Here is a 23,691-nt window from a genome sequence, read left to right on the forward strand (position 1 = left end):
GGACGACCGGCGCTGCGCGGGCCGTTGTCAGTGCCCGCGGTTAGCGTGGGATGCGTCGGTCGGCCCGTGCGCGAGGCGCGTGGCGCCGGGGCGGTGCCGCAGAGGGTGCCGTACGGGGGAACGGACATGGAGGAGCACATGACGAAGGCGGCGGGTCCGGTGACGGTCCGGGAGCGGGTACGGGCGTTCGCGCTCGGGTTGCCCGGGGCGGTCGAGGAATTTCCGTGGGGCGAAAGCGTCATCAAGGTGAACAAGAAGGTCTTCGTCTTCCTCGGCGTCGAGGACGGCAGCCATCCACCGGGCGTCACGGTCAAGCTCAAGGATCCGGAGGCGCATGCCCACGCCCTGAGCTCACCCGGTGCCCAGCCGGCGGGCTACGGCCTGGGCAAGGCCGGCTGGGTGCGGATCCCGCTCGACGAGCAGGGGGCGCCGCCGGCCGAGCTGCTCTGCGACTGGGCGGAGGAGTCGTACCGCGTCATAGCCCCCAAGAAGCTCATCGCCGAGCTCGACGGGGGATAGCGGCGCAGCGGCAGCAGGCGCGCGAAGGCCCGTGACGGCGAGGGCAGTTGAGCCTCGTCGGCACGGGCCTTTCCGCGTGGTTGCCACACGACAGGGGGGCTTGTGGAAAGTGGAACACGTTCTTAACATCACGAGTGTTACATCAGAAGTGTCACAGTGCGGAAGGGCATGGGGCGCGATGACGGAGTCAGACAACGGCCCGCTCCACGGCGTACGGGTCGTCGAGCTCGCGGGCATCGGCCCCGGGCCGTTCGCCGCCATGCTGCTGGCCGACCTCGGCGCCGACGTCGTCCGCGTCGACCGCCCCGGCGGCGCCGGGCTGGCCATCGACCCGGCCTACGACATCACCAACCGCAACAAACGCTCCGTGCTGGTGGACCTGAAAACCCCCCAGGGCGTCGCCCAGGTCCTCGACCTGGCCGAACGCGCCGACGTACTGCTGGAGGGCTACCGCCCGGGCGTGGCCGAACGGCTCGGCGTCGGCCCCGAGCAGTGCCTGGCCCGCAACCCCCGGCTCGTCTACGGCCGAATGACCGGCTGGGGCCAGCAGGGCCCGCTCGCCGACACCGCCGGACACGACATCGGCTACATCGCCCTCACCGGCGCCCTGGGCATGATCGGCCCGCCCGACGGCCCGCCCGCCATCCCCGCCAACCTCCTCGGCGACTACGCCGGCGGCTCGCTCTACCTCGTCATCGGCATCCTCGCCGCGCTCCAGCACGCCCGCACCGAAGACGGCCGCGGCCAGGTCGTGGACGCCGCGATCGTCGACGGCACCGCCCATCTGACCGCGATGATCCACGGCATGTTGGCGGCCGGCGGCTGGCAGGACCGGCGCGGCGCCAATCTCCTGGACGGCGGGACCCCGTTCTACGGCACCTACGAGACCGCCGACGGCGGCTACATGGCCGTCGGCGCCCTGGAAAAGCGCTTCTACGGCGAATTCATCCGCCTGCTGGGCATCGAGGACGAGGCCCCCACCCGGGACGACCCCACCGCCTGGGACGCACTGCGCACCGCGATCGCGGCCCGCTTCAAGACCCGCACCAGAGACGAATGGACCACCGTCTTCCAGGACTCCGACGCCTGCGTCGCGCCCGTGCTGTCCCTGCGCGAGGCGCCGCACCACCCCCATCTCGCCGCCCGCGGCACCTTCGTCGACCACGGCGGCATCACCCAGCCCGCGCCCGCACCCCGCTTCTCCCACACCCCCGGCGCGATCCGCAGACCACCCGCCCGGCCCGGCGCGGACACCGAGGACATCGCCCACGACTGGCAGGCCCCCAGCCTCCTCCCCCCGCCCACCGAAGACCCCGCCGGCACCCCGGACCGCACCGAACGGAAAGACGCGGCCCACTGATGAAACTCCCCACCACACCCCGGTACCCGGCCGACCCGCCCCGCGCCACCGAGGACGCCGTCGCCCAGAAACCGGGCGCCCCGGACGCCACCCGGGCCGCCAAGCTCACCGAGACCACCAAGAACCGGCTCCGAGGAGGGCCCGCCGAGATGACCGCGCACCTGCCGCGCCAGATCTTCACCGAGGACCACGAGGCCTTCCGGGAAACCGTCCGCACCTTCCTCGCCAAGGAGGTGACACCCCACTACGACCAGTGGGAGCAGGACGGCATCGTCAGCCGGGACGCCTGGCGCGCGGCCGGCAGACAGGGCCTGCTGGGCATGGCGGTACCCGAGGAATACGGCGGCGGAGGCAACCCCGACTTCCGCTACAGCGCCGTCCTCGCCGAGGAATTCACCCGCGCCGGCGCCCCCGGACTCGCCCTGGGCCTGCACAACGACATCATCGGCCCCTACCTGACCTCCCTCGCCACCGACGAACAGAAACGGCGCTGGCTCCCCGGCTTCTGCAGCGGCGAGATCATCACCGCCATCGCCATGACCGAACCAGGCGCCGGCTCCGACCTCCAGGGCATCCGCACCACCGCCGAGGACCAGGGCGACCACTGGCTGCTGAACGGCTCCAAGACGTTCATCTCCAACGGCATCCTCGCCGACCTCGTCATCGTCGTCGCCAAGACCACCCCCGAAGGCGGCGCACACGGCCTCTCCCTGCTCGTCGTCGAACGCGGCATGGCCGGCTTCGAACGCGGCCGCAACCTCGACAAGATCGGACAGAAGTCCCAGGACACCGCCGAACTGTTCTTCCACGACGTCCGCGTCCCCAAGGAAAACCTCCTCGGCGAGCTCAACGGCGCCTTCGTCCACCTCATGACCAACCTCGCCCAGGAACGCATGGGCATAGCCGTCGCCGGCATCGCCGCCGCCGAGCACCTCCTGGAGATCACCACCCAATACGTCAAGGAACGCGAGGCATTCGGACGACCGCTGTCCAAGCTCCAGCACATCCGCTTCGAAATCGCCGAGATGGCCACCGAATGCGCCGTCACCCGCACCTTCCTCGACCGCTGCATCGCCGACCACTCCGACGGCACCCTCGACGCCGTACACGCCTCCATGGCCAAGTGGTGGGCCACCGAACTCCAGAAACGCGTCGCCGACCGCTGCCTCCAACTCCACGGCGGCTACGGCTACATGACCGAATACCGCGTCGCCAAGGCCTTCACCGACGGCCGCATCCAGACCATCTACGGCGGGACGACCGAGATCATGAAGGAGATCATCGGCCGCTCCCTGCTCGGCTAACCCTCCCCGGAAAGGCTTACCAGTGAGTTCCGAAGCGTACGTATACGACGCGATCCGCACCCCCCGCGGCCGCGGCAAGGCCAACGGCGCGCTGCACGGCACCAAGCCGATCGACCTGGTCGTCGGCCTGCTCCACGAAGTACGCCGCCGCTTCCCCGGCCTCGACCCCGCCGCGATCGACGACATCGTCCTCGGCGTCGTCGGCCCCGTCGGCGACCAGGGCTCCGACATCGCCCGGATCGCCGCGATCGCCGCCGGCCTGCCCGACACCGTCGCCGGCGTCCAGGAGAACCGCTTCTGTGCCTCCGGCCTCGAAGCCGTCAACATGGCCGCCGCCAAGGTCCGTTCCGGCTGGGAGGACCTGGTCCTCGCGGGCGGCGTCGAATCCATGTCGCGGGTCCCGATGGCCTCCGACGGCGGTGCCTGGTTCGCCGACCCGATGACCAACTTCGACACCGGCTTCGTCCCCCAGGGCATCGGCGCCGACCTCATCGCCACCATCGAGGGCTACAGCCGCCGCGACGTCGACGAGTTCGCCGCCCTGTCCCAGGAACGGGCCGCCGAAGCATGGAAGGACGGCCGCTTCGACCGGTCCGTCGTCCCCGTGCGCGACCGCAACGGCCTCGTCGTCCTCGACCACGACGAACACATGCGCCCCGGCACCACCGCCGACTCCCTCGCCGCACTCAAGCCGTCCTTCGCCACCATCGGGGACGCCGGCGGCTTCGACGCGGTCGCCCTGCAGAAGTACCACTGGGTCGAGAAGATCGACCACGTCCACCACGCCGGCAACTCCTCCGGCATCGTGGACGGCGCCGCGATCGTCGCCATCGGCAACAAGGAGGTCGGCGAACGCTACGGCCTCACCCCCCGGGCCCGCATCCTCTCCGCCGCGGTCTCCGGCTCCGAACCGACGATCATGCTCACCGGCCCCGCCCCCGCCAGCCGCAAGGCACTCGCCAAGGCCGGCCTGACCATCGACGACATCGACCTGGTCGAGATCAACGAAGCCTTCGCCGCCGTCGTCCTCCGCTTCGTCAAGGACATGGGCCTGAGCCTCGACAAGGTCAACGTCAACGGCGGCGCCATCGCCCTGGGCCACCCCCTCGGCGCGACCGGCGCGATGATCCTCGGCACCCTCGTCGACGAACTCGAACGGCAGGACAAGCGCTACGGCCTGGCCACCCTCTGCGTCGGCGGCGGCATGGGCATCGCCACCGTCATCGAACGCCTCTGACCCCTCGTCCCACCCACCACGGAGTACGCACCATGAGTGAACCCGCAGCAGTGTCCACCATCCGCTGGGAAAAGGACGAGACCGGCGTCGTCACCCTGGTCCTGGACGACCCCGACCAGTCCGCCAACACCATGAACCACGCCTTCAAGACCTCCCTCACCGCGGTCGTCGACCGCCTGGAGGCCGAGAAGGACAGCATCCGCGGCATCATCATCACCTCCGCCAAGAAGACCTTCTTCGCCGGCGGCGACCTCCGCGACCTGATCGCCGTCACCCCCGCCCAGGCCCAGCAGGCCTTCGAGTCCGGCCTCGGCATCAAGCGCGACCTGCGCCGCCTGGAGACGCTCGGCAAACCCGTCGTCGCCGCCATCAACGGCGCCGCGCTGGGCGGCGGTTACGAGATCGCGCTGGCCTGCCACCACCGCGTCGCCCTCGACACCCCCGCCACCAAGATCGGCCTGCCCGAGGTCACCCTCGGCCTGTTGCCCGCCGCCGGCGGTGTCACCCGCACCGTAAGGCTGCTCGGCATCGCCGACGCCCTGCTGAAGGTGCTGCTCCAGGGCACCCAGTACAACGCCACCCGCGCCAAGGACGCCGGACTGATCCACGACGTCGCGGCCACCCCCGACGAACTCCGCACCAAGGCCCGCGCCTTCATCGACGCACACCCCGAGAGCCAGCAGCCCTGGGACGCCAAGGGCTACCGCATCCCCGGCGGCACCCCCGCCCAGCCGAAGTTCGCGGCCAACCTCCCGGCCTTCCCCGCCAACCTCAAGAAGCAGCTCAACGGCGCGCCGTATCCGGCCCCGCGCAACATCCTCGCCGCGGCCGTCGAAGGCTCCCAGGTCGACTTCGAGACCGCGCAGACCATCGAGGCGCGGTACTTCGTCGAGCTGGTCACCGGCCAGATCTCCAAGAACATGATCCAGGCCTTCTTCTTCGACCTCCAGGCCGTCAACTCCGGCGCCAACCGCCCCAAGGGCATCGAGCCCCGCCCGGTCGAGAAGGTAGCCGTCCTCGGCGCCGGCATGATGGGCGCCGGGATCGCCTACGCCTGCGCCAAGGCGGGCATCCAGGTCATCCTCAAGGACGTCACCCCGGAGGCGGCACAGAAGGGCAAGGCCTACTCGGAGGGGCTGCTCGACAAGGCGCTCTCCCGGGGCCGTACGACCGAGCAGAAGCGCGACGAACTGCTCGCCCGCATCACGCCCACCGCCGAGCCCGCCGACCTCGCGGGCTGCGACGCCGTCATCGAGGCGGTCTTCGAGGACGTCGCCCTCAAACACAAGGTGTTCAAGGAGATCCAGCACATCGTCGCGCCCGACGCGCTGCTGTGCTCCAACACCTCCACCCTCCCCATCACGCTGCTGGCAGAAGGCGTCGAGCGGGACCAGGACTTCATCGGCCTGCACTTCTTCTCACCGGTCGACAAGATGCCGCTGGTCGAGATCATCAAGGGCCGACGGACCGGCGACGAGGCGCTGGCCCGCGCCTTCGACCTGGTCCGCCAGATCAAGAAGACCCCGATCGTGGTCAACGACTCCCGCGGCTTCTTCACCTCCCGCGTCATCGGCCAGTTCATCAACGAGGGCGTGGCGATGATCGGCGAGGGCCTGGACCCGGCCTCCGTCGAACAGGCCGCCGCCCAGGCCGGCTACCCCGCCAAGGTGCTGTCCCTGATGGACGAGCTGACCCTGACGCTGCCGCGCAAGATCCGCGAGGAGACCCGGCGGGCCGTCGAGGAGGCCGGCGGCAGCTGGCAGCCGCACCCGGCGGACGAGGTCATCGACCGGATGGTCGACGAATTCGGCCGCCCCGGCCGCAGCGGGGGCGCCGGCTTCTACGACTACGGCGACGACGGCCGGCGCGCCGGCCTCTGGCCCGGCCTGCGCGAGCACTTCACCCGCGAAGACGCCACCATCCCCTTCATCGACATGCAGGAACGCATGCTCTTCTCCGAGGCACTGGACACCGTCCGCTGCTTCGAGGAAGGCGTGCTGACCTCGATCGCCGACGCCAACATCGGCTCCATCTTCGGCATCGGCTTCCCGGGGTGGACCGGCGGCGTGATCCAGTACATCAACGGTTACCAGGGCGGCCCGGGACGAGAGGACCTCGTCGGCCTCCCCGGCTTCGTGACCCGCGCCCGTGAGCTCCAGACGGCCTACGGCGACCGCTTCGCGCCCCCCGCACTGCTGGTCGAAAAGGCCGAAAGGGGCGAAAAGTTCACCGACTGATGGCCTTGCGGAGCGGGCACAACCATCGCCCGCTCCGCCTCACTCCCGCCCCGCCTCACCCCGCCGCCGTTCGCTACTCACGGTCAGGAACTCCGGGCTTCAACGCTTACGCTCAGTAGCGAAGCGGGAACTAATCACTCTCCGTAATCGTTGCCGTAATACGAAGGGGCGGCACACAAGGCACCGGAGGGGCGGATCTCCAAGGCGTAGGACGGGTTCAGGGCGTGGCGGCCTTTGGGGCGTGGCGTGGGGCGGTTCGAGGGCGCACGCGGGCCAGCGCGCTTCAACCACCCCGGCTCCCGCGGGGCGCTCGCTTCCGCGTAGCAGCCGCTTCCGCGTACCGGTCGGTGCTTCCGCGTACCGGTCGGTCCCGCGGAGAGGGGTCTAGTTCGCGGGGGCAGTCACCCTGGCGAGTTACGCCCCGCCTCTCCCGGGCTCAATCCGCCTCGCCCGGGGCGTCGTCTCCCCGCGCCTTCCCGCCCTCCGCGCCGAACCACTCCCGCAGTTCCTGCTTCATCGACCGCTGGAAGGCGGTGACCAATGCCTGCACCACCATCGGCTGCATATGGGCCGAGAGCGACTTCATCCGCGCCATCTCCTCCGCATCCGGCCCGCCCTCCCGGTGCGGGCCCCATACCTCGTCCTTGAACAGCCGGCTCAGCTCGCGGGCCGCCGAGCGGGTGTGCTCGATGACGACGGAGCGCGCCGCCAGGATGGCCTCCAGCGCGATCGGTACGTCCAGCAGGCGGGTGCCGAGATGCAGCAGCCCGGGGTCGACCCGGAAGACCTTCGGGTCGTCGGTCCGTACGAGCACGCTCATGGCCGCCAGCCGGTCCAGGTCCTCCTCGGTCAGCTCGCGGCCGACCCGCCGCTCCAACTGGTCGCGGGTCGCGTCCTCGGCCTTGTCCGGGACCCAACTCGCCACCAGCGCACGGTGAATGGCGAGGTCCTGGGCGCTCAGGTCGGGCGGCAGCTGCTGCAGATAGCGCTCGATGGCGGACAGGGTGAGGCCCTGGTGCTGGAGTTCCTCGATGAGCGCGAGCCGCGAGAGGTGGTCCGGGCCGTAGCGGCCGACCCGACGGGGGCCGATCTCCGGCGGTGGCAGCAGACCGCGGGTGCTGTAGAAGCGGATCGTGCGGACGGTGACGCCGGCACGGGCGGCCAGTTCGTCGACCGTCAGATCGGTGGCGGACTCCATGTTCAACAGTATTGCTGTCTCACCACTCTTGTGAAACCTTGCGGAGTCTTTCGGTAACGGGAGCATGGAGGTCGGGGTCGGCCCCGACGGCGATCGACGACGTCGACGGCGGACGATCGGTGACGGCGCTCGTCGAGGACGGCTTCCCCTGGCTGACCTGCCGCAAGGGCGACGGCTTCCTCTGTCGGGCCGCGGATGCGCTGACCGGCCGCCAGAAAGGAACTGGTCGTGACCTCCACGGCAAGAGCGGCAAGAGCGTCTCGCTCGCGCTCGTCGAGAACGCTCTCAAGCACGCCCCCAAGCACGCCCCCAAGCACGCCCCCAAGCACGCTCCCAAGGACGCGTTCAAGGGGCGTCCGCTCATCGGGGAGGGCCCGGCTCAGGACCGTGATCAGGCGCTGGTGCGCGACGGCGGGTGGTCGGCGCGAGTGGCCCGGTGCGGCATTGAAGGTGCGTTGGCGGAGTGGCCGGGTATCCGAAGGTGGGGGTGGGGGGCGAGTAGGGCGTCGTGGGGGCGAAGGCGTGTCTGAGCCGAAGGGAACAGGTCAAGAAGTTTGCGTTACGGGGGGAGGAGCGGGGGCGCAAAAGGGGCGAACTGGCTGCGTCTTTGGAAATGAGCCGCCGGAAATTTCGTGCCGAATGCGGACAAATCTTGGGTGGCCTATACACGTTGTGATCTTGCCCACAGACGGAGGGGCGCTCTTCAGGGAAGGTGTGCCGTCGGCCGTCCGCGCGATCCGCGGGACCCGGCCATGGCTCCAGCGCCTGCCCGAAAGCGAGATGCACCAGCAGTGAGCACAGAAACCGTCACCGAGACAGCCCACAGGTCACCTGACGGGGGGAGCGGCGCGCAGCAGGACGCGGGCGACGCTGGGTACAGCAAGGGCCTCAAGGGCCGGCACATCAACATGATCGCCATCGGCGGCGCGATCGGCACCGGCCTGTTCCTGGGCGCCGGCGGGCGGCTGCACTCCGCCGGTCCCGCGCTGGCGGTCGCGTACGCGGTCTGTGGCCTCTTCGCGTTCTTCGTCGTGCGGGCCCTCGGCGAGCTGGTGCTGCACCGCCCGTCGTCCGGGTCGTTCGTCTCCTACGCCCGTGAGTTCCTCGGGGAGAAGGGCGCCTACGTCGCCGGCTGGATGTACGTGGTGAACTGGTCGACGACCGGTATCGCCGACATCACCGCGATCGCGCTCTACACGCACTACTGGAGCCTGTTCACCGACATCCCGCAGTGGGTGATGGCGCTGATCGCGCTGGCGGTCGTGCTGACGGTGAACCTGATCTCCGTGAAGATCTTCGGTGAGCTGGAGTTCTGGTTCGCGATCATCAAGGTCGCCGCGCTGGTCGTCTTCATGTTCATCGGCATCTTCCTGCTGGCCAGCCACCACCCGGTGGGCGGTCACTCGCCGGGCCTGAGCCTGATCACCGACCACGGGGGCATCTTCCCGACCGGTCTGCTGCCCGTGGTGATCGTGCTCCAGGGCGTGGTCTTCGCCTACTCCGCGGTCGAGCTGGTCGGCGTCACCGCCGGTGAGACCGGTGAGCCGCAGAAGGTCGTGCCGAAGGCCGTCAACTCCATCATGTGGCGGGTGGGCGTCTTCTACGTCGGTTCGGTGATCCTGCTGGCGATGCTGCTGCCGTGGAACAAGTACACCGCCGGCCAGAGCCCGTTCGTCACCGTGCTGTCCAACGTCGGTGTTCCGGCGGCCGGCGATGTGATGAACCTCGTCGTGCTGACCGCGGCCATGTCCAGCCTGAACTCCGGTCTGTACTCGACCGGCCGGATCCTGCGTTCCATGTCGATGGCGGGCTCCGCGCCCAAGTTCGCCGGCCTGATGAACCGCAACCAGGTCCCGTACGGCGGCATCATGCTCACCTCCGCGGTGTGTGTGCTCGGTGTCGGGCTGAACTACTGGCTCCCGGGCGAGGCGTTCGAGATCGTGCTGAACATCGCGGCGCTGGGCATCATCAGCACCTGGTGCACGATCATGGTCTGCCACATGGTCTTCGTGCGCCGCACGAAGGAGGGGGTGCTGGAGCGCCCGCGGTTCCGGTTGCCGGGCACCCCGGTCACGGACATCGCCACCATCGCCTTCCTGCTCGGCGTCATCGTGCTGATGTGGTTCGACGACGGTGTCGGCCGCAAGACCGTGCTGCTGATCCCGGTCCTCGCCGCCGCGCTGGTCGCCGGCTGGTTCGGGGTCCGCGGCCGGGTGGCCCGGATCGCCAAGGAACGCGAGCTGCACGCGGCGGAGTAGTCGCGATCAGCGGCGCCTGAGGACGACAGGGCGGTCGCGGCGGGCCGGAAGGCTCCCGCGGCCGCCCTCGTGCATGCGCGGGCGGCCGGGCCCGTACCCGCCCGGCCGGCGTGCGGTCGCGGTCGATTGTCAGTGGTCGGCCCTACTGTGAACACATGACCGAAAACACGGGGATTACCTACGTCAAGGGGGACGCCACCGCACCACAGGGCAAGGGCGTCAAGATCATCGCGCATGTCTGCAACGACCTGGGCGGCTGGGGCAAGGGTTTCGTCCTCGCGCTCTCCCGCCGCTGGCCGGAGCCCGAGGCGGCCTACCGCAGATGGCACCGCGAGCGCGCGGGCAACGACTTCGGGCTGGGCGCCGCCCAGTTCGTCCAGGTCGGCGACCGCCTGTGGGTGGCCAACGTCGTCGGCCAGCGGGGCATGAGGACGGGCAGCAAGGGCGTGCCGGTGCGGTACGAAGCCATCGATGCCGGGCTCGGCCGGGTCGCGGAGAAGGCCGGGGAGCTCGGGGCGTCGGTGCACATGCCGCGGATCGGCTGCGGACTGGCGGGCGGGAAGTGGTCCCGGGTGGAGCCGCTGATAGCCGAGCGGCTCACCCGGCGCGGCATACCGGTGACGGTCTACGACCACTGACTCCTCGCCCGCCGGCCGCGGGACGACGGCGCTCGGGCTCAGCCGCCGATCAGCGGATAGTGATCGCTGAGGTTGGTGTAGGTGTAGTCCTTGCCCCAGCTGGAGACGGTCCAGGGCGCCGACTCCTCCTTGACCACCTCGTTCTGCCAAGTGGCGGGCCGGGCATGGCCGTTGCGGTGCAGCACGTAGTCCAGGTCCTCGCGGGGGTCGTCGGGGTAGCGGTACCGCGCGATGGAGTTCTCCTGGGTGTCGAAGGAGTACGGGTGCCCGGTGCGGCTGTCGGCCGGGGCCAGATCGCCGTTGCTGAGCAGGGCGTTGTACTCCGCGCTGTGGGAGTCGACGTTCAGGTCGCCGGCGACCATGACCTCCTCGTCCGCCGGGATGTTCTTGGCGTCCAGGAAGGCGTCGATCTCCTTGAGCTGCTTGGCGCGGTCAGCGGCCGCCTCGCCCGCCTTGCAGCCCGGGTCGGTGGACTGGGTGTGGGTCCCGACGACGTGCACCTTGGTGCCGTTGACGTCCAGCACCGCATAGACGAAGCCCTTGTTGGAGAAGGAGTCCGCACCGCAGGCGTCCTGGTAGACGTACTGCTCCTTGCGCAGGATCGGCCACTTGCTCAGCAGGGTCACCCCGCCGTCCTCCGGGGTGACGGCCGAGTAGGCGCCGCCGGTGGCGTCCCAGCCGCTCTTGCTCCGGCCCACCACCGGAGTCTGGTGCGGATACTGCGCGGCGGCCCGGTTCTTCAGCGCGTCGGAGGAGGAGTTGTCGAACGCTTCCTGGAGCACGACGACGTCATTGCCCTGGAAGAAGTCGGCGTCCGCGATCGCCTGGGCGCGGTGGTCCTGGCCCCAGTTGGGATAGACGTTCTTGCTCATCAGGAAGATGTTGTAGCTCAGCACCTTCAGATGGGGAGCGGTGGCGGCCGATGCGGTGGGGGACGCGGCGGTCACGGTCGCGGCGGCGAGGACCGCGGCGAGAGCGGCGGTGCGAAGGCTCGCGGCGGACGGCGTGCGCGGCGCTGGGTTCGACACTGAATCTCCCTATGGGGGTGGGGATTTGGTCCGGCGGCGCCATCCAACCAGTTGACATTACTTCTAGGTAACCGTCTGGGAGGTATGAGATGTACAGGCAGGGCCGGGCCCGCGTGGCGTGGGCGGGGATTCCGCTGCGCACACGTGATCGGAGGGCGCCGTATGATGAGAAATGCCATGAATACGGAGAAAAACCAGCCAAAACCCCCACCGGTCGGTGGCGTCCTCTGGTCGTTGGCCGGGGACATCCGCATGCTGTTCACCCTGCCGCCGGCGCTGACCATGCAGGTCGCGCACCCCGCGGTGGGCGCCGGCGTGGACGACCACTCCGCCTTCCGGACCGACCCGTGGGGCCGTGGCGAGCGGTCGCTGGTCTCGCTGCAGCTGTGGGTCTACGGCGGCGACGGCGCGGCCGAGGAGGGCCGCCGGCTGCGCCGGATGCACCGGACCATTCAGGGCACCGACGCGCACGGCCGCCCGTACCACGCGCTCACCCCCGCGACCTACGCCTGGGTGCACGCCACCGGGTACCCCGTCTTCCGGCACGCCCGGCGTTACCTCGGCCGCCCCTTCACCGAGGCGCAGGAGAAGCAGCTCTACGCGGAATGGCTCCAGGTCGGCCGGGTGCTGGGCATCCGGGACCGCGATATGCCGCAGACCATCGAGGAGTTCTGGCCGTACTACCGCCGGGTCCTCGACACCGAGCTCGAAGCGACCGTGGTGGTACGGGAGTTGACCGACCCCGATCCGCCGCTGCCGGTGCCGGACCGTGGTCCGCGCTGGCTGCGGCTGCTGCTCCGGCTGGTGTGGCCCTGGCTGCGCCCCCGGTTCGCCCGCTTCCGACGGTTCCTCACCATCGGCCTGATGCCGCCGGACGCCCGGCGCGCCATCGGCCTGGAGTGGACCGAGGCGCAGGAGCGCCGGCTGCGCCGCTTCGGCCGCGTGGTGCGCGTGGTGGTCCCGGTCCTTCCGGAGCGGTTGCGCTTCATGCCGATCGCCCGCCGCGCCCGGCGGGCGGCACGGCAGGCGGCGCCCCACTAGCGGCCCCTGGGGGACGACGGGCGAGGGCGGAGCCGGGGGACGACGGCCCCGGCTCCGCCCGGTTCACCGCTCGGCGGCCGCCGAGCGGCCGGGCATCAGTGCCCGTGCACGTCGTGCGTGGCCGCGATCCGCTTCCAGGACTTCGGCTGTGCCACCGGTCCCCGGGGCGCGCCCAGGGTCCGCTTGGCCGCGCCCGTCGCGGGCTTGGACGGCTGGAACAGCCAGGTGTCGAAGAACCCGGCCAGCTGCTTGCCGGACTTCTTCTCGGCGAACGTCACGAAGTCGGCCACCGAGGCGTTGCCGTACTTGTGCTCGGTCGGCCAGGACTTGAGGAGGTCGAAGAAGACCTTGTCGCCGACCTTGTTGCGGAGCGCCTGCAGGGCCAGCGCGCCGCGGTCGTAGACGGCACCGTCGAACTGGTTCTCCGCGCCCGGGTTGCCCGGCTTGACCTTCCAGAACGGGTCATCGGCCGGGTGCTGGGCGTAGACGTAGTCCGCCAGCTCCTGCGCGGTGCCCTCGCCCTCCTTCTCCGACCACAGCCACTGGCTGTAGGCGGCGAAGCCCTCGTTGATCCAGATGTCCTTCCAGTCCTTGAGCGAGACGCTGTCGCCGTACCACTGGTGCGCCAGCTCGTGCACCACGACCGAGACGTTGGTGCCCCGATCGAAGGCCTTCTTGCCGTAGAACGGACGGGTCTGGGTCTCCAGGGCGTACCGCGCCGGCACGTTGGGGACGTAGCCGCCGACCGCGTTGAACGGATACGGGCCGAAGACGCTTTCCAGCCACTCGGTGATCTCGGTGGTGCGCTCGATGCTCGCCCGCGCCGAGCCCTCGTTCGCGCCGAGGTCCTTGCTGACGGCGTTGATCACCGGCAGGCCGTTGGCCGTCGTGTCGGTGGTGATGTCGAACTTGCCGACCGCCAGCGTCGTCAGATACGTCGCCTGCGGCTTGTCCGAGCGCCAGTTGTAGCGGGTCCAACCGAGCTTGGAGGTCTGCGAGGCCAGCACACCGTTGCTGAGCGCCTGGGTGCCGTCCGGGACCGCGATCGAGATGTCGTAGGTCGCCTTGTCGGTGGGGTGGTCGTTGCTCGGGAACCACCACACGGCGGAGTCCGGCTCCTGGGCGATCACCGCGCCGTCGGGTGTCCGGGCCCAGGCGGTGAAGTCGTCGATCTTCAGCTCGGAGGGCTTGCCCGCATAGCGCACGACGACGCTGATCTGCCGGCCCTTCTCCAGCGGCGCGGCCGGGGTGACCTCCAACTCGTGCTTGCCGGACGTGGCGAAGGCGGCCTTCTTGCCGTTGACCCGTATCTCGCTGACCTTGAGGCCGAAGTCCAGGTTGAAGCGGGAGAGGTCCTGGGTGGTCGTGGCGAGCAGGGTCGCCGTGCCCTCCAGCAGGTCCGTCTTCGGCTGGTACTTGAGCCGCAGGTCGTAGTGGGAAACGTCGTATCCGCCGTTTCCGCTCTCGGGATAGTAGGTGTCGCCCACGCCCGGAGCGCCCGGGGTGCCGGGTCCATCGGCGTTGGCGGCCGCGGACGCCGGGATCGCCAGCAGCAGACTGAGCGCGGCCGCGCCCGGGACGAGGAGTCTGTGACGCACGAGTCCTCCAACTCGTAGGGGGATGGCTCTGGTTCAGACCCTAGACAGCCCACCGGCGCAGCGTCATGGACATGGCTGGATCTGACACATGACCGACATGAACCACCAACTGCCGTGAACCACCGACCGACATGAACCACGGACCGACATGAACCACCATCTGCCCCGGCCGGTGTCGTACGCCCCACCGCACGTCGGTCGCCCCGGCCGCCCCGGTCGTCCCGGCCGATCCCGGGCTCCTCCCGGGTGCCTCGCGGGGCTCGACGCCCCGGTCGGTCCCGTACGGCCCGGGGGATCCGGCCGTCACCGACCGCACGGCCGTCGTCACCCGCACCCTTACGCACGGGAGTTGAGCCGCGCTACGGTCCGCCCGTGACGAACCCTGCGCGGTTTCCCCGCATCCCCTTCACAGCGCTCGTGCTGGCGGCCGTCGCCGCCCTGCTGTCCGCACTGATCGGGCCGGCCGCCGCGCAGGCGGCGCCCGGCGAGAGCAGACCCGTGGAGAGCAGACCCGTGTACTCCTACGACCACGCGATACGCGAATCGGTCTGGGTCGACACCCGGCTCGACGGCGATGCGGACGGACGGACCGACCGTGTCGCCGTCGACATCGTGCGGCCGTCCGAACCGGCCCGGCAGGGCCGCCGCATACCGGTGATCATGGACGCCAGCCCGTACTACTCCTGCTGCGGACGCGGCAACGAGAGCCAGAAGAAGACCTACGACGCCCACGGCCGGCCGGTCCAATTCCCGCTCTTCTACGACAACTACTTCGTGCCGCGCGGCTATGCGACGGTCCTCGTCGACCTGGCCGGCACCAACCGCTCGGACGGTTGCGTCGACGTCGGCGGCCGCTCCGACATCCGGTCGGCCAAGGCCGTCGTCGACTGGCTGGGCGGCCGGGGCCGCGCCTACACCGCCCGCACCGGAGGCAGACCCGTCACCGCCGCCTGGTCCAACGGCAGTACCGGCATGATCGGCAAGAGCTGGGACGCCACCATCGCCAACGGCGTCGCGGCCACCGGGGTCAAGGGGCTGAAAACCATCGTCCCGATCGCCGGCATCTCGTCCTGGTACGACTACTACTTCGCCAAGGGCGCCCCGCTGTACGACTCCGGCCCGGACGCACTCGCCCACGCGGTCGACAGCCCGGACGCGCAGAAACGGTGCGCCGCCGTCCAGCAGAAGCTCGTCGACGGGGCACCGCGCAGCGGTGACTGGACCGCGCTGTGGACCGAACGGGACTACGTCCGCAACGCCGGCAAGGTCCGCGCCAGCGTCTTCCTGGTCCACGGCATGCAGGACCTCAACGTCCGTACCGGGCACGCCGGTCAGTGGTGGGACGCGCTCGCCCGGCACGGCGTCGCGCGCAAGATCTGGCTCTCGCAGACCGGGCACGTCGACCCCTTCGACTACCGGCGCACGGACTGGGTCACGACGCTGCACCACTGGTTCGACCACTATTTGCTGGGCTACGACAACGGCATCGACCGCGCCCCGATGGCCGATATCGAGCGGTCGCCCGGTGTCTGGTCCACCGACCCGCAGTGGCCCGCGCCCGGCACCACGGCCACCACACTGCGCCCGCGCGCCGGCCAGGAACCCGGCGTCGGCCTGCTCGGCACCCAAAAGGCACCCCAGGGCGCCACCGAGGCCTTCACCGACGACCCCCGGATCGGCGAGGCCGACTGGGCGGCCCACATCGACCGGTCGACGCCCGCCAAGGCCGGGTTCACCACCGGGCCGCTGCGCGCGCCCCTGCGGCTGTCCGGCTCGGGATCGGTGACCGTCACCGTCACCCCGAGCACCTCCACCGCCCATCTCTCCGCCGTCCTGGTGGACCTCGGCCCCGACACCATCCGCAACTACGGCGCCGACGGCGAGGGCATCACCACCCTCGACAGGCGCACCTGTTGGGGCGCCGGCACCAAGGGGGACACCGGCTGCTTCAAGGAGACCGCCGCGGACACCGAGAAGGTCGCGCACACCGTCTTCAGTCGCGGCTGGGCGGACCTCGGCAACTACGCCGACCCCCACAAGGGCCGCCCGCTCACCCCAGGGAAGCCCTACACCCTCACGCTCGACCTGGCCGCCACCGACCACATCGTGCCCGCCGGGCACCGCCTCGCGCTGATCGTGGCCGGGACCGACGCCGGGCTGATCGACCCGCCCCCGTCGCGGCCCACCCTCACCCTCGACCTGTCCCGCACATCGGCACGCCTGCCGCTGACCGGCGGCCCCGCGGCCTTCGTACGGGCCACCGCGCACGCGTCCCTGCCCGGCCACCGGACGGCACCGCTGGACGGGATCGCCCCGCCGCGCTCGATCAGCCGGATGCCCGGCGCGCAGTGACCGCGTAGCGGTGTCTCCCCGGGCACGCCCGGCGCACCGGCCTCGGCCGGACACCTGGCCGCGCCCGGACCCCCTGGCCGCGGTCGGCCTCCCTGGTCAGCCCGGCCTCCCGACCCAGCCCGGCCTCCCGACCCAGGCCGAGCTCCCCGGTGAGGCCGAGCTCCCCGGTAGGGCCGAGTTCAGCCGGTCTTCCCGGTCAGGCCGGGCCAGGGAGACACCCCTAGCTAGGGGCCGCCCCACCGCGGGCGGCCCCGCGGTCCCGCCGCCCCGCCCGGCCCGGCGCAGCAACCTCGGCCAGCACCCCTCCCCGCACCTCAGCCCCCGCACAGCCCGGCCCGCGCACCCCGCCCCCCACCTCAGCCCCCGCAAGCAACCAGCCCCCGCACCCCAGCCCCCCGCACCCCAGCCCCCCGCACCCCAGCCCCGCGCACCCCGGCCCCCGCACAGCCGGCCCCCACACCGCCCCCGACGACCCCCACCGCTCATCCAAGGGAGGCACCCGCCCGTGATGCTCCGTACCCGCCGCCTCGTCCTCGCGACGCTGGCCTTCGGTCTGACCGCCACCCTCGGCGCGACCCTGCCGGCCCCACCCGCCCGCGCGACCGGGAACCACCTGCCCCGTACGGGATTCGAAACCAGCCACGGCACCCGCTGGACCAGCGAGTTCGAGGAGCAGCGTTTTCTGGCCACCGTCGACCGCGCCACCCCTCGCGTCCGCATCGACCGGATCGGCACCACCGCGCAGGGCCGCCCGCTCCGGCTCGTCCGCATCGGCGCCCCGGCCCCCGCCTCCCCGGCCGCCGTACGGCGCGGCAACTCCGTACTGCTCATCTGCTCCCAGCACGGCGACGAGCCCTCCGGCCGCGAGGCCTGCCTGACCACCGTCCGGGACCTCGCCTACGCCACGGACCCGGCCACCCGGCGGTTCCTCGCGCGGACCAGTGTGCTGGTCGTCCCCACCGCCAACCCCGACGGCCGGGCCGCCGACACCCGCGGCAACTCCGAGGGCACCGACATCAACCGCGACCACCTCGCCCTGAAGACCGCCGAGGCCCGCGCGATGGCCCGGGTGCTCCGCGACTACCGCCCCGACACCGTCTACGACCTGCACGAGTACGGCCCCACCGTGCCGTACTACATGAAGGACCTGCTGTCGTTGTGGCCGCGCAACCTCAACACCGCGGACCCGGTGCACCGGGAGGCCGCCTCGCTCTCCCAGGACTTCGTCGCCCCCGCCGTCCGCAAGGCCGGCTTCAGCACCGGTGTCTACGGCATCTGGACCGACCCGGAGACCGGTGACCCCGTCAAGCAGGTCGCGGGCGACGGCCAGGAGCGGATACTGCGCAACACCGCCGGGGTGAAGGGCTCCGTCGGACTGCTCGTCGAGACCCGGGTCGATGCCCTCACCGACGCCGAGAAGGCCGACCCGGCGCTCAACAACAGACGCCGGGTCACCTCCCAACTCGCCGCGCTCAAGGGCGCGTTCGACTTCCTCGGGCAGCACCGCCGGCGCATCGAGGCGGCCACCACCGCCGCCCGGCTCGCCGGTTACGCCGACCGCGGCCCGGTCTACCTCGGTGGCGCGGACAACGAGTCCCCCGCCCCCGGCCAGGTCCTGACCGACCCGCCGTGCGGCTACCGGCTCACCCCGGAGCAGTTCGCGCAGACCGAGGACGAGCTGACGCTGCACGGCGTGACCGGCATCCGGGACCGGGACGGCTCGGTGGTCGTCCCGCTGCGCCAGTCACTGCGCCGCCTCGCCCCGCTCCTGCTGGACGGCCGGGCCACCTACCACGTCACGGTGGCCACGCCGCTGACCGACTGCCCCCGGGCGGGCCGTACGCCGTAATGCGGTCCCGGGCGGGCCGTACGCCATAGCGCGGATCCCGGGCAGGTCGTACGCCGTAATGCGGTTCCCGGGCAGGCCGTTCGCCGTCGTGCGGATCCTGCGAAAGCCGTATGCCGTAACGCGGGCCCCCGAAGGCCGGATACCGTGACGTGCATCCCTGGAAGGGCCGTGGGCGCGAGCCACCCGACTCCCGCCCCGGCCCGTCCCGGCCGGCTGCTCCCGCCTCGACGCGGCCCGTACTCCCGCCCGTCCGGCCGGCTGCTCCCGCCCCGACCCGGCCCGTACGACCGCCCCTCCCCGGCTGCCTACTCCGACCCCACCCCACCCCGGATCTTCCGCACCCACGCCACCACTTCGTCCGCGCACCCCCATGCCACGGTCACCCCCGCGCCCCCGTGCCCGTAGTTGTGGACGCACCAGGCGCCGCTCCTCAGGCGCTCCGCCTCCAGCCGTACCGCGGGGCGGGCCGGGCGCAGTCCTACCCTGTGCGCCAGGACCCGGGCCCGCGCCACCTCCGGGAAGGGCCCGGCGCAGCGCGCCACGATCGCCTCCGCCACCGCCGGGTCGGGCTTCCGCGACCAGGCGCCCTCGCGTGCCGTGCCGCCCAGCACCAGCCCGTACGGCTGCGGCAGCAGGTAGGTGGTGTCCGTCGCGCCGCCGTCCGCGGCGACGAACCACTCCCGCACACCCGGGTTCTCCACGATGACCAACTGCCCCTGCACCGGCCGGACTTCGGGATCGGGGACGAGCTCGCGGGCGCCCAGACCGGAGCAGTTCACCACCACCCCGGCGGCCCGCCCGGCCTCCTCCAGGGAGGTCAGCGCCCGGCGTTCCAGTCTGCCGCCGGCCGCGGTCAGCCGCCGCTCCAGGTAGGGGAGATGGGCCGTCATGTCCACCAACGGGGTACGCGCCCGCCACCCTTCCGCGGTCCCCGCGGGGAGCTCGTCCGGGCGGGCCGGCCGCAGCCCGGGAACGGCCGCGTACCAGGCGGAGAGGCCGTCGTCGTCGCCCGGCGCGGCCGCCGCCATCGTGCCCGTCACCATCCGGGCGCCGGTCTCCTGCGGGTGCCGCGCCAGAGTGGACAGCACGTCGAGGGACCGTAGGGACCAGGCCACCGCCCGCTCGTAGGGCCGGATGCGGTACGGCCAGCACAGCCCGCCGGCCACCGCGGACGTCGTCGCGTCCGCCGCCTCCCGGCTCACCACCCGCACCCGGTGGCCGTCCTCCGCCAGCGCCACCGCCGAGGTCAGCCCGATGACGCCACCGCCGACCACCCACACCTCGTCCGTGCCCGTGTCGCTCGTCATGGCGGGATGGTAGGAGGTGTCCCCTCGGGCCGGCACCCGGCGCCGGCCGCGGCGGCCGGACTTCCGCCACGGGTGATCTTGCGGTAACCCTCCCGCAGCCGTGCGGACAAACCGGGACCTTAGGCTGGGGGCAAGCACCGTCGGCCGATGTCGCCCCTCGGATCCGCCCGCCGTCCGTACGCCGTCGACTGAGGAGGCCCATGCTCCGCGCCCAGCGCGCCGTGCCCGCCTGGCTCGCCCACCCGTTCCGCTGGCAGCGGCTGCCCGTGCCCTGGGCCGCCGTGGCCCGCGGTGCGCTCTGCGCCGGCCCGCTGCTCGGCGCGGGCATCGCCACCGGCCACCCGGCGCCCGGTGTGCTCGCCGCGCTCGGCTCCATGCTGGCCGGTGTCAACGACCGCCCCGGCACCCGCCGTACCGGCATCGTGCACATCGGTCTGCCCGCGCTCGCCTCGGCGCTCGGGATGCTGATCGGCGCCTCGCTGCGGGCCGTGGACGCGGGCTGGTGGGTGGTACCGGCGCTGTTCGCGGTCGGTTTCGTCTCCGGCGCGGGCAGCGTCGCCGGGCCGGTCCGCTCGAACGCGGGCATGCAGATGCTGGCCACCACGGTCCTGGGCGCCGGGATGCCGCTGCCCGGCGCGCCGTGGGCCAAGGCCCTGACGTTGCTCGCCGGCTGTCTGTGGCTGCTCCTGCTGCGTCTGGTGCTGCGGCCGCCGCGCCCGGCCGGCGGTGCGCTCAGCGGTGAGCGGGCCGCGGTCGCCACGGTCTTCGACGCGCTGGCGGACGCCCTGGGCGCGGCCGGCGGGCCCGGTGCCGAGCCGGCCCGGCGCCGGCTGACCGCCGCACTGGACCGCGCCGACGAGGCGCTGCGGCTGCGCCTGCTGACGGACCGGCTGCTGCGCCGGCCGGCCGGCCGGGACGAACTCCTGCTGGCCGAACGGTTCGCCGCGGCCACCGCGTTGTGCGAGGCGAGCGTCGCACTGCTGTGGGAGGCCCGCCCGCTGCCGGCCCGGGTCGCCGACGGCCCGCGCCGGTTCGCCGTGGCGCTGCGTACCGGGCGGCCACCGGGCCGGCTGTCCGCTCCGGAGACCAGCACGCCCGGCCGTGGCGCCTTCGACCAGGCGCTGCTGGACGCGGCGGTGGCGTTCGCCCGCAGCGAGCCGCTGACCTGGGACCGGCCGCATGCGGGGCGGCCGGAGCCGGCCCGGCGCGGGCACGAACTGCTCGGACCGGCCGGGCGGGACTACGGCCTGCGGGTCGCGCTCTGCATCGCGGCGAGCGCGGCGGTGGCGCTGCTGCTGCGGGCCGACCACTGGTACTGGCTCCCGGCGACCGCCACCTTCCTGGTCAAGCCGGATCTGGGCCCGCTGTTCTCCCGTACCGTCAACCGCTTCGCCGGGACCGTCGCCGGGGTGCTGGTGTTCGCCGGGGCCGGTCTGCTGCTGACGGGGGAGTGGTGGCCCGCGCTGGTGGCGGGGGCGGGCGGGGCGCTGCTGCCGTTCGCCACCCGGCACTTCGCGCTGCAGACCGTGGCGATCACCGTCATGGTGCTGTCGTTCGTGTACGTCAGCGGGGCCCGGGAGGCCGCCGCCGAGCGGATCGTCGACACCTCCATCGCCTGCGCCATCGTGCTCGTGGTGGGGCATCTGCCGCGGCTCGCGGACCCGCGCCGCCGGGTCGGGCAGCGGGTCACCGCGGCGCTGCGGGCCACCGAACGCTTCCTGCGGCACGTCCTCACCGCCCGCCCCGGCACGGACCCGGCCGAGCGGCTGGCGCTGCGCCGGGCCGCGTACCGGGCGCTGGGGGAGGCCCGGGCGGCCGCGGAGACGGCCGCCGCCGAACTCCTGGCCGCCCGCGACCGCAACCCCGACTGGCCGGCCGTGGTCACCGCCGCCGAACGCATCGTGGACGCCGCGACCGCCTGCGCGGTACGCCTCGACCACGGCGCCCGCCGCCCGGGCACCGAGGAGGCCGAGCGGCTGTGCCGGGCGCTCTCGGCGATGGCCGACGTCCTGGAGGACCCGGGACGCCGGCCGGGCACCGGCCTGCCGGACGTCGAGCTGCGGGCCGACCCGGACTGCGCCACGCTCACCGACGTCGCGACGGAACTGGAACACATCCGGGGTCACGCCGGGGCGGGGTGAGCCGGCGGGAGCCGACGAGGGCCGCTCCGCCCACCGCCAGCGCGAGGGCCACGAGCAGGACGCTGACCCCGACCGGAGCCCGGTGGCCGAACCCGGCGGCGAGGGCGGCGCCGCCCAGCCAGGGGCCCAGGGCGGCACCCACGTTGAGCGCCGCCGTGGCGTACCCGCCGGCCAGGGTCGGCGCCCCGGTTGCCGCATGGAGGGCCTGCGCGACAAGGGTGGAGCCGACCCCGAACGACAGCGCCCCCAGGGCGGGGACGAGCAGCAGGACCGCCACCGGGCTGCCGGCCGTCAGCGCCAGCAGGGCCCACCCGGCGAGCAGCGCCGTCCCGCCGGTCAGCAGCACCGGCACCGGGCGGGTGTCGGCCAGCCGCCCGCCGGCGCTCACCCCGGCGAACGCGCCCAGTCCGAAGAGCGCCAGTACGGCCGGCACCCAGCCGGTACCGATCCCGGCGACGTCGGTGACCAGCGGCGCGAGATAGGTGAAGGTGCAGAAGGTCGCGCCGTTCACCAGCGCGCCGAGGAGCAGGGTCAGCAGTAGCCGCGGTGAGCGCAGCGTCCGCAGCTCGCCCCGTACGCGCACCGCGTCGCCGGGCGCCCGGCCGCCGTCGGCCGGGACCGACCGGACGATCGCCACCACGGCCGGCACCGCCAGCGCGGCGACCGCCCAGAACGCCGAGCGCCACCCCCATGCCGCCCCGAGCAGCGCGCCGGCGGGCACGCCCGCGACACAGGCCAGGGTGGTGCCCCCGAGCAGCACGGAGGTGGCCCGGCCGGTGGCGTCCGCGGCGACCACGGAGGCCGCGGTGGCCAGGGCCACGGCCAGGAACCCGGCGTTGGCCAGTGCCGCGACGACCCGGGTGGCGAGCAGCACCGGATAGCTGGTGGTGAGTGCGCCGGCCACATGGACCAGCAGGAAGGTGACCAGGAACGCGAGCAGCGCCCGGCGGCGCGGCCAGCGCCGGCTCAGCAGTGCCATCAACGGCGCACCGACGATCATTCCGACGGCGAACGCCGAGGTCAGCGACCCCGCGGCGGACAGTGGGACGCGCAGATCGGCGGCGAGGTCGGGCAGCAGCCCGGACAGCATGAACTCGGAGGTGCCTTGCGCGAAGACGGCGAGTCCGAGCAGGTAGAGGAAGAAGGGCACAGCAACACTCCGCAACCACAGCGGGGATCGACGTGCGTCACCTCACAGGGGCGCGGTGCGATGCCCGGGCACCTGAGGGCTCCGACACGGATCCTGACGAGACGTCGGACGGGAAGGCCGTGCGCACGACGGCGCTGACGGCGGACGACGACGATCCGGTGGCGGCGGAGCACAAAGAGACGACGGCGCGACGGTGGAACGCCGGGCCGGCGAGGCAACGCGAAAGAGCCACCGGACGGCCGGTGGCTAGCGTCTTGACGCCTCGGGGCTGGACATGGGCGCAGATTAAGGGCGGCCCGCCCGGCCCGTCCACGCAATTTTTGACGAGGCGCACACACGGCGGGGCCCCGGGGGGTCCGCAGACTCCCCGGGGCCCGTCCGTTCCGGCGCCGCGGTCAGCGGCCGCTGCCGTCCTTGCCCAGCAGCCCGGCCCGGCGCAGCGCGTCCGCCTTGGCGTCGTTGGCGGGCCCGGCG

At 72.2% G+C, this 23,691-nt stretch carries 17 protein-coding genes; 12 read left to right on the top strand and 5 right to left on the bottom strand.

Annotation, left to right across the window (positions count from 1 at the left end; all coding sequences use genetic code 11):
• The first annotated feature begins 138 nt into the window (after positions 1 to 138).
• From ACFV1J_RS34275 to ACFV1J_RS34295, 5 genes are all read left to right on the top strand, one after another.
• Positions 139 to 519, top strand: a complete 381-nt coding sequence (locus tag ACFV1J_RS34275) for an MmcQ/YjbR family DNA-binding protein (protein ID WP_385864803.1) — start codon at positions 139 to 141, stop codon at positions 517 to 519.
• Positions 520 to 697: 178 nt separating this feature from the next.
• On the top strand, positions 698 to 1,879 hold the full coding sequence (locus ACFV1J_RS34280; protein WP_385864805.1) for a CaiB/BaiF CoA transferase family protein: 1,182 nt from the start codon (positions 698 to 700) through the stop codon (positions 1,877 to 1,879).
• Between the two features lie 161 nt (positions 1,880 to 2,040).
• On the top strand, positions 2,041 to 3,183 hold the full coding sequence (locus tag ACFV1J_RS34285; RefSeq protein WP_385864839.1) for an acyl-CoA dehydrogenase family protein: 1,143 nt from the start codon (positions 2,041 to 2,043) through the stop codon (positions 3,181 to 3,183).
• Between the two features lie 22 nt (positions 3,184 to 3,205).
• On the top strand, positions 3,206 to 4,420 hold the full coding sequence (locus ACFV1J_RS34290; protein WP_385864807.1) for an acetyl-CoA C-acetyltransferase: 1,215 nt from the start codon (positions 3,206 to 3,208) through the stop codon (positions 4,418 to 4,420).
• Positions 4,421 to 4,452: 32 nt separating this feature from the next.
• Positions 4,453 to 6,657 (top strand): 3-hydroxyacyl-CoA dehydrogenase NAD-binding domain-containing protein, encoded by a 2,205-nt coding sequence (locus ACFV1J_RS34295; RefSeq protein WP_385864810.1) that lies wholly within the window; start codon positions 4,453 to 4,455, stop codon positions 6,655 to 6,657.
• Positions 6,658 to 7,093: 436 nt separating this feature from the next.
• Here the strand turns inward: ACFV1J_RS34295 and ACFV1J_RS34300 are convergent, their stop codons facing one another.
• On the bottom strand, positions 7,094 to 7,855 hold the full coding sequence (locus ACFV1J_RS34300) for a MerR family transcriptional regulator (protein WP_385864812.1): 762 nt from the start codon (positions 7,853 to 7,855) through the stop codon (positions 7,094 to 7,096).
• 119 nt (positions 7,856 to 7,974) lie between these two features.
• Here ACFV1J_RS34300 and ACFV1J_RS34305 point away from each other — a divergent pair, with 119 nt between their 5' ends.
• The 3 genes from ACFV1J_RS34305 to ACFV1J_RS34315 all read left to right on the top strand — a co-directional run bounded on the left by ACFV1J_RS34305 (position 7,975) and on the right by ACFV1J_RS34315 (position 10,751).
• Positions 7,975 to 8,385 (top strand): hypothetical protein, encoded by a 411-nt coding sequence (locus ACFV1J_RS34305; RefSeq protein WP_385864814.1) that lies wholly within the window; start codon positions 7,975 to 7,977, stop codon positions 8,383 to 8,385.
• 261 nt (positions 8,386 to 8,646) lie between these two features.
• Positions 8,647 to 10,113, top strand: coding sequence for an amino acid permease (locus ACFV1J_RS34310; protein ID WP_385864816.1), 1,467 nt, complete (start codon positions 8,647 to 8,649; stop codon positions 10,111 to 10,113).
• Between the two features lie 155 nt (positions 10,114 to 10,268).
• Positions 10,269 to 10,751, top strand: coding sequence for a macro domain-containing protein (locus ACFV1J_RS34315; protein ID WP_385864817.1), 483 nt, complete (start codon positions 10,269 to 10,271; stop codon positions 10,749 to 10,751).
• A gap of 38 nt (positions 10,752 to 10,789) precedes the next feature.
• Here the strand turns inward: ACFV1J_RS34315 and sph are convergent, their stop codons facing one another.
• Positions 10,790 to 11,779: a sphingomyelin phosphodiesterase gene (gene sph, locus ACFV1J_RS34320; protein ID WP_385864819.1), complete on the bottom strand. Its 990-nt coding sequence runs from the start codon at positions 11,777 to 11,779 to the stop codon at positions 10,790 to 10,792.
• 177 nt (positions 11,780 to 11,956) lie between these two features.
• Here sph and ACFV1J_RS34325 point away from each other — a divergent pair, with 177 nt between their 5' ends.
• Entirely contained in the window at positions 11,957 to 12,820 is an 864-nt protein-coding gene (locus ACFV1J_RS34325; RefSeq protein ID WP_385864821.1) for an oxygenase MpaB family protein, read from the top strand.
• Positions 12,821 to 12,915: 95 nt separating this feature from the next.
• Here the strand turns inward: ACFV1J_RS34325 and ACFV1J_RS34330 are convergent, their stop codons facing one another.
• Positions 12,916 to 14,418 carry a M1 family metallopeptidase gene (locus tag ACFV1J_RS34330; protein WP_385864823.1) on the bottom strand — a complete coding sequence of 501 codons (1,503 nt, stop codon included), beginning with the start codon at positions 14,416 to 14,418 and terminating at the stop codon, positions 12,916 to 12,918.
• 372 nt (positions 14,419 to 14,790) lie between these two features.
• Between ACFV1J_RS34330 and ACFV1J_RS34335 the strand changes: the two genes are divergently transcribed.
• On the top strand, positions 14,791 to 16,770 hold the full coding sequence (locus ACFV1J_RS34335; RefSeq protein ID WP_385864826.1) for a Xaa-Pro dipeptidyl-peptidase: 1,980 nt from the start codon (positions 14,791 to 14,793) through the stop codon (positions 16,768 to 16,770).
• Between the two features lie 508 nt (positions 16,771 to 17,278).
• Positions 17,279 to 18,619 carry a M14 family metallocarboxypeptidase gene (locus ACFV1J_RS34340; protein ID WP_385864841.1) on the top strand — a complete coding sequence of 447 codons (1,341 nt, stop codon included), beginning with the start codon at positions 17,279 to 17,281 and terminating at the stop codon, positions 18,617 to 18,619.
• Positions 18,620 to 18,924: 305 nt separating this feature from the next.
• Here ACFV1J_RS34340 and ACFV1J_RS34345 read toward each other — a convergent pair whose 3' ends face one another.
• Complete coding sequence (locus ACFV1J_RS34345) at positions 18,925 to 19,926, bottom strand: FAD-dependent oxidoreductase (RefSeq protein WP_385864828.1); 1,002 nt, start codon at positions 19,924 to 19,926, stop codon at positions 18,925 to 18,927.
• A gap of 200 nt (positions 19,927 to 20,126) precedes the next feature.
• On the opposite strand from ACFV1J_RS34345, the gene ACFV1J_RS34350 reads away from it, so the two are divergent.
• Positions 20,127 to 22,067 (top strand): FUSC family protein, encoded by a 1,941-nt coding sequence (locus ACFV1J_RS34350; protein ID WP_385864831.1) that lies wholly within the window; start codon positions 20,127 to 20,129, stop codon positions 22,065 to 22,067.
• Here the strand turns inward: ACFV1J_RS34350 and ACFV1J_RS34355 are convergent.
• Positions 22,012 to 23,217, bottom strand: a complete 1,206-nt coding sequence (locus ACFV1J_RS34355) for a Cmx/CmrA family chloramphenicol efflux MFS transporter (protein ID WP_385864833.1) — start codon at positions 23,215 to 23,217, stop codon at positions 22,012 to 22,014. The two genes, ACFV1J_RS34350 and ACFV1J_RS34355, sit on opposite strands and share 56 nt — an antisense overlap.
• Between the last annotated feature and the right edge of the window lie 474 nt (positions 23,218 to 23,691).

The sequence above is a fragment of the Streptomyces sp. NPDC059649 genome, assembly GCF_042734445.1.
GTDB lineage: Bacteria > Actinomycetota > Actinomycetes > Streptomycetales > Streptomycetaceae > Streptomyces.

Bases quoted from the DNA above. Each gene is read 5' to 3' on its own strand.
- ACFV1J_RS34275 (WP_385864803.1), top strand. From the start codon at position 139: ATGACGAAGGCGGCGGGTCCGGTGACGGTCCGGGAGCGGGTACGGGCG.
- ACFV1J_RS34280 (WP_385864805.1), top strand. From the start codon at position 698: ATGACGGAGTCAGACAACGGCCCGCTCCACGGCGTACGGGTCGTCGAG.
- ACFV1J_RS34295 (WP_385864810.1), top strand. From the start codon at position 4,453: ATGAGTGAACCCGCAGCAGTGTCCACCATCCGCTGGGAAAAGGACGAG.
- ACFV1J_RS34300 (WP_385864812.1), bottom strand. From the start codon at position 7,855: ATGGAGTCCGCCACCGATCTGACGGTCGACGAACTGGCCGCCCGTGCC.
- ACFV1J_RS34315 (WP_385864817.1), top strand. From the start codon at position 10,269: ATGACCGAAAACACGGGGATTACCTACGTCAAGGGGGACGCCACCGCA.
- ACFV1J_RS34325 (WP_385864821.1), top strand. From the start codon at position 11,957: ATGAATACGGAGAAAAACCAGCCAAAACCCCCACCGGTCGGTGGCGTC.
- ACFV1J_RS34340 (WP_385864841.1), top strand. From the start codon at position 17,279: ATGCTCCGTACCCGCCGCCTCGTCCTCGCGACGCTGGCCTTCGGTCTG.
- ACFV1J_RS34345 (WP_385864828.1), bottom strand. From the start codon at position 19,926: ATGACGAGCGACACGGGCACGGACGAGGTGTGGGTGGTCGGCGGTGGC.
- ACFV1J_RS34350 (WP_385864831.1), top strand. From the start codon at position 20,127: ATGCTCCGCGCCCAGCGCGCCGTGCCCGCCTGGCTCGCCCACCCGTTC.